Source organism: Streptomyces sp. AC627_RSS907, assembly GCF_019049165.1.
In genome coordinates this window covers 1-1142 of the sequence record NZ_JAGMUE010000438.1, presented here as the reverse complement: position 1 = coordinate 1142, position 1142 = coordinate 1, and the positions used below count along the sequence as shown (strand labels likewise).

Here is a 1142-nt window from a genome sequence, read left to right as displayed (position 1 = left end):
CGTACTGGCCATGCTGCTGCTCCAGGCGAACACCACGGTGCCGGTGGAGCGGCTGATCACCGCGCTGTGGGAGGACGATCCGCCCGAGCACGCCCGCACCGTCGTCCAGGGCCACGTCTCGCGGTTGCGGGCCACGCTCGCGGACGGTGGCGCGCACACCTACGGGGTCGAGCTGACGACGCAGGGTTCGGCGTACCTGCTGCGGCTGCCGGCCGAGCGGGTGGACGCGCACCGGTTCGAGGAACTGGTGGCCCGCGCCCGCGAGATGACCGGCTGGCGGGACGCGGCCGGTCGCCCGGGGCAGGGCGCCGGCCCGACCGCCGGCCCGGGCGGGGCGGGCGCGGCGGCCGACGCCGTGCCGATGCTGCGCGAGGCGCTGGGCCTGTGGCGCGGCCCCGCCCTGACCGGCACCGTGACCAGCCCGCCGTACGCGGCGGCGGCGCACGCCCTGGAGGAGCGGCGGCTGTCGGCGGTGGAGGCGCTGGCGTACGCGCACGAGGAGCTAGGGCAGTACGACGTGGCCGCCGCCGTGCTGCACACCGAGGCCGTCGCGCACCCGCTGCGCGAGGGCCTGATCGCGACGCTGATGCGCGCCCTGTACCGGGCGGGCCGGCAGTCGGACGCGCTCGGCTGGTACCACCGCACCCGCGGGCTGCTCAGCGACGAACTCGGCGTGGACCCGGGCGAGGGGCTGCGCCGCGCGTACGAGGAGATCCTGAACGCGGACGCGGCGGTGCCCGCCCAGCGCGCGCCGGGGGGTCAGCGACCCGCCGCGCCCCGTGGCAGGGCGCCGGGCGGCGGCACGGCCGCGGGCCAGGGCCCGGGCGATCCGCGGGTCGGCCGGGCCGCCCCCGCCGCCGAGGGCGGCCCCTACGGCGGCGAGCGGGCCCCGTACGGCGCGGGCGCCCAGGCCCCGGCCACGGCCCAGCCGGCGGCGCGGCCGGGGGCCCGGCCGGGCGCCGGGCCGCACGGCGACGGCGGGTACCCGGCCGGTTCCTACCCGCCGGCCGACGGCGGGCCGGCCGGTGCCGCGTACCCACCGGCCGAGGCGTACCCGCCGGCGCCCCAGCCCCCGGGCGAGGGCGCGGGCGCTGTGGGTCCCGGGGGCTCCGGGGGTTCCGGGAGCGCGGTCGGTGCCGGGC

1 protein-coding gene is annotated in these 1142 nt (G+C 81.3%); it reads left to right on the top strand.

Annotation, left to right across the window (positions count from 1 at the left end; genetic code table 11):
• Positions 1–1142: AfsR/SARP family transcriptional regulator (locus tag KUM32_RS36335; protein ID WP_217146162.1), on the top strand; the 1142-nt coding region annotated here is incomplete at both ends.